The 4224-nt window shown below is 57.6% G+C and carries 5 protein-coding genes; 3 read left to right on the top strand and 2 right to left on the bottom strand.

Translation table 11 applies throughout. The features are described 5' to 3' along the window. From INT40_RS20165 to INT40_RS20155, 3 genes are all read left to right on the top strand, one after another. The coding region (locus INT40_RS20165; RefSeq protein ID WP_193096858.1) for a recombinase family protein at positions 1-615 on the top strand (615 nt) is incomplete at its 5' end. A 119-nt stretch (positions 616-734) separates the two neighbouring features. Beyond that, positions 735-1271 (top strand): hypothetical protein, encoded by a 537-nt coding sequence (locus INT40_RS20160; protein ID WP_193070612.1) that lies wholly within the window; start codon positions 735-737, stop codon positions 1269-1271. Positions 1272-1425: 154 nt separating this feature from the next. Next, entirely contained in the window at positions 1426-2202 is a 777-nt protein-coding gene (locus tag INT40_RS20155; RefSeq protein WP_193070611.1) for a hypothetical protein, read from the top strand. A gap of 23 nt (positions 2203-2225) precedes the next feature. Here the strand turns inward: INT40_RS20155 and INT40_RS20150 are convergent, their stop codons facing one another. Together INT40_RS20150 and INT40_RS21440 are read right to left on the bottom strand one after the other, a co-directional pair. Then, a complete protein-coding gene (locus INT40_RS20150) occupies positions 2226-2906 on the bottom strand; it encodes an SOS response-associated peptidase (RefSeq protein ID WP_226831721.1) in 681 nt (226 codons plus the stop codon). A 254-nt stretch (positions 2907-3160) separates the two neighbouring features. Next, complete coding sequence (locus tag INT40_RS21440; protein ID WP_226831722.1) at positions 3161-4090, bottom strand: LysR family transcriptional regulator; 930 nt, start codon at positions 4088-4090, stop codon at positions 3161-3163. Between the last annotated feature and the right edge of the window lie 134 nt (positions 4091-4224).

Below are 4224 nucleotides of genomic sequence, written 5' to 3'. Positions count from 1 at the left end.
TTCGATGGCTACAGAAACACCTCCAATGAGACAAGGCCAAAGCGCCTACATAACGCACGAGTATCGACACGAGCCCAAGACACTGACAGACAACAGGCGGATCTCCTCAAGGCTGGCGTTCGCCATGACGACCTCTATGTTGATCACGGCGTCTCCGGTTCACGGGCCTCACGGCCACAGTTCGATCTTGCGCTGGAGGCGCTCATCGAAGGCGATACTCTCGTGATTACGACGCTCGATCGCCTCGGCAGGTCCACACAGAACATGCTCGCCTTTGCCGAAGACCTCAGGACTCGTGGTGCCGGATTGCGAGTCCTCAACCTCGGCGGGGGAGACGTCGACACATCATCGCCCATGGGGTCGATGCTGTTCACGATCATGGCAGCCTTGGCGCAGATGGAGCTTGAGATCAAACGTGAACGCGTCACCGACTCAGTCAAGAAACGAAGAGAAGCAGGCCTCGACCTTGGAGGCCGGCCTCGCCGAATTACTGACAGCCAGATCCGCAACGCTGTTCGCTTGGTCGAAAGCGGTGAACCGGCAGCCGCGGTCGCACGCGATCTCGGGATGTCGAGGGCCACGTTCTACCGGCGCTCACGGGCGCTGACCCAATAGACTGGTATCCATGCTGTCCGGCAGGCCAGGATGACTCCTTATCGCGTAAATTGCAGAAGGCACAGCTCAGGATAGGTGGGAACATGGGCAAAGGCGCACGTGCTCGGAAGATCAGGGCAATGGCGGATACTGTCACGAGCTATTGGCATGGCGGCATCACCGGACTGCGCGTCGGAGATGACATCATACCGATGAGCCAGATCGTCGAAGCTGAATGGGCGAAAATCGGTGACCATTACGACTACGACCCCAACTTCGCGTACATCACGACAGACTACGACCTGGCACATGACACTGCGGTCCGCTCGGCTCAAGGTCTCGGCACAGCCGCCGTGTACCGAGTCCGGCCAGAAGGGGCGACCTCTCACGACGACGACTACCCAGCTGGGGTCTCTTTGAGATGCCGGCGCGCCCGCATCGTCGAGGTTGCCAGCGAGATCACCTCGAAAACTCCATCACGCAAGACCGATCGCAAATACATGGCGTGGACAGACGGAACTGCACTCTACGATGCCGATGGCTACGTGCAGCCGAGCAAGATCCTCCGGGCCCAGGGTGTCAACAAGGCTGATCTGCGTCCGCTTGGACCAGACGCCAGTTTTGACGATGTTCGGGCCTTCGCGAGGGAGATCATACTGTCTCATCGAGACGCTTAGTACGCGCGAGAGCGTAACCGCCGCAACTGTCGGTCGTTGGCGTCTTGAAAAGTCGCTGCGCCGCGATGACACGAAGGTTGCCCCTGCCAGATGCCAGACTGGTTTTGAGAGCTTGCAAATCGCAGGCTGTCGAAGCAGAGGAGGCGAACCAATCATGACTGAAGTGATCGAAGAGCTGGCGCAAGTGAAGAGTGAAGTGGTCGCCTTCGGCACGGCCCAAGAATGGTTGGACTCACGGTGGGCTCAGATGAACGCCAACCCGCCCGTTGTGCTGATGACAGGCAACTACGGCAACCAGCGCACGGTGAATGAATCCACAGATATTCACGTGGACTCGATTGTCGATGGGGGTGAAGCAGTCAAATGGGGTGGAGTGAATAACCGCGGCGACTCATACCGTCAGATCGTCCAGGGCCTCGTCGACTCTAGTGATCCGGATTTCGATGATTGGTTCTCGCATATGGGTCGACTGCGCCTGTTTCGCCATCACGGTCCAGAAGGCCCGATCTATGAGACCGGGAATTCTCGCCATCGAGTGCACACGGTCAAAGCTCTGCGGCTGAGCCGGTTTCCGGCTCGAGTTGAGTTTGAGTACTCACCATTGGCGGCAGGAGATGAGGTCGTGATCAATCTTGATTCGGACGAGGAGCGTCGCCATGCGGAGGCGATTGCCAAGCTAGGGTGGATCGACGAAGAGCCGCCGAAGTACAGCCACATGTTCTCACCGCGGCTGAAAATTGACCTCCCATATACATGGGCTCTGGAACCTAATGCCAAGCGCCAGCGCATCAATGAGGCGTATGCGCGGGTCTACCCGGAGTTCGTCGACACCGTACCAACTGTTGTCGTTGATGAGGAGGAGATCAAGGAGCCAAAGCATCGCTCACTGTGGCAGCACATCCGCGCGGCATGGAAGGGTGAGGAAGCTTGAAAGGCGCTGCACTTAACGCGATCTCAACTTGAGGGCTTCACCAACTCGGGTCCGTCACCGGTGAGTTTGGCGACCTCGTGGAATTCCAGCTGTTCAAGCTGTGGGGTGGAGGCCGCGACTGCGGCGTCGACGAGAGTCTGGTCGCCTTCTGTTCCTGCATCAACCCATTCGTCGACGAAGTCGGGTGGAAGGATGACCGGCGCCCGATCGTGGAGCTCGGCGACGTCACCGGTGGAGGGGCGGGTGACGATTGTCGTCGTCAGAGTCCAAGCGTCATCTGAGCCCTTCGGCCGCCACCATGAATAGAGTCCGGCGAAGAGCAGCGGACCATCGGGCAAGTGAATATAGTTCGGGGTCTTCGTCTTCCCCTCAGTCTTCCATTCGTAGTAACCAGTCGCCGGAAGTATTGCGCGGGAATGCTTGATCGGTCCCCGCCATGTGTTCTTCGACGCCAGCCCTTCACTGCGGGCGTTGAAGGTGGGGAACTTCAACTTTGGGGACTCGGCCCACGGCGGCAGAAGCGACCACCGGGCGATCTCGCCTTTTCCCGTGATCTCGCCATCGTCGGTGATGGTCTTGAAGAAGGCAGGGACGCGCTGTGTGGGCTTGATTTTCCATGAGGGAGTCCACTCAGCGGCCACATCGGCTTCGAGCATCCGGCCGAGCTCTGCTGAGGACACGTCTACCGTGTATCTGCCACACATAAGAGCGAGTGTGGCACGACTGCTGCGGCATTTGAATGCGCAGGGGTTTTAATAGATGGTGCCTAGCGACGGATCAGCGCAGAACGACAAGGAATATCGCAGCGGGTGCGCTCGGTTGGCTGCCTATCGGAGAATCCCCGAAGCCGACGAGCGCTTGTGCACGAAGTCATTTATAGAATGTTGGTGTGTGACGCCTAGATCTCGATGATCGTCATAATTTCCTCGACAACGTTACGGAAATGCGTAGTTTGCAGTCAGCGATAAGGCAGACTATGTCTGTTCATTCGAGAAATAAGTTCGTACGCGCGCCAGGACGTGTGCGCCGCAACGGTGAACGCCAGAGTTTGCGGTCTTTCGGCAGCCTCCGTTCGGCACGACACAACTATTGATCGTGAAACCTCAGGACGGAGGCGGCGCAGGACCATATTTGGGGACGTCCAGCTTATAGCAAGGCCAGGAACTATTGCGATGCCAGTTCCTTGCGCCACCATTTCGATGGCAACGCCAGCGTCAGGGCTGTACGCTACCACTTTTGGGTTGACGCTCTCAGTGTCACAAGTCTGAAGGAAAGACCTGCACGACTGGCTATTCTTACCTTCGACTATAACCGGCACCCCCTCGAGATCACTCAGATCGACCGTATCTGTCAACGCGAGACTGTGTTCTCGCGGGAGCAGGACCTGAAGCTCATCTCGACCAAGTTGGACCTCGTGAAGCCCTTGTCCGGCGGGGTCATCAAAGGGATAGCGAGCAAGAAGGCCGATGTCGACGGACCCGTCTTGCAAGGCTTTTACAATCTCATGGCTCGTCATTACGTCAAAACGTACTCGCAACTGTTCATCTTCATTGCTGATCCGCTTCATGATTCGAGGCAGTAGCGATCCAACGCCGCTCGGAAAGCAGGCTACCGCGATCTCATGTTGCTGTGTGGAAGCAAGGGCGCGGGCTGCCTCTTCCGCGGCCGTGAGATGCGACAACGCTTGCAGGCCATGTTGGACAAGAACGCGACCAGCTTCTGTACACGAGCTGCCGGAGGTAGACGATGTCACAACTTCGATACCAAGTGCCTTACTCAGCGCTTTGAGCCGCTGAGACACGGCTGACGGTGTCACATGGAGAGCTCTGGCGGCACCACTAACGCTCCCCGTGCGGTCGAGTTCAATCAGGCAGTGTAACCAATCCATGTTCAGCATGCTGTCCAAAATAGCAGGGTTCTGGCCGGTGGGTATTAGAAGAATTAAACACCTGTATAGAAACTTGAGCTGAGGTTCCCCGCAAGTCGTGGACACGTGTGCTACGTCACGCAGCCTGCGTAGAC

This window comes from Brevibacterium sp. FME17, assembly GCF_014897515.1.
Lineage (GTDB): Bacteria > Actinomycetota > Actinomycetes > Actinomycetales > Brevibacteriaceae > Brevibacterium.
Note: the sequence above shows the minus strand (reverse complement) of the source record. Positions and strands in the feature narration are given on the sequence as shown.